The following is a 238-nucleotide window of genomic DNA, read 5'->3' as shown; positions in this document are numbered from 1 at the left end:
CGTCCGTTCTCCGTGACGACCAGCAGCCCGGGCCGCGTGCGTCCGCGTCGGTGGGCAGCACCTCGTGCTCGTCCCAGTACTCCCCCAGCGCCTCGTCCCAGCGGGTCCGGGTCATCGCGCCGCCGGGTTCGAGGGCAGCCAGGCCATCCACGTCGTCGGACGCCGCGAGCTCCACCCGCCGGAACATGGCGTTGCGTACCAACACCCGGAAGGCCCGTACGTTGCTGGTCACGGTCTG

General features: G+C 71.8%; 1 protein-coding gene. It reads right to left on the bottom strand.

The window, feature by feature from the left end; all coding sequences use genetic code 11:
* The coding region (locus tag BN358_RS13075) for a DUF3516 domain-containing protein (RefSeq protein ID WP_157593512.1) at positions 1-238 on the bottom strand (238 nt) is incomplete at both ends.

The sequence above is a fragment of the Sedimentibacter sp. B4 genome, assembly GCF_000309315.1.
Taxonomy (GTDB): domain Bacteria; phylum Bacillota; class Clostridia; order Tissierellales; family Sedimentibacteraceae; genus Sedimentibacter; species Sedimentibacter saalensis.
This window is presented reverse-complemented; position numbering and strand designations above follow the sequence as displayed.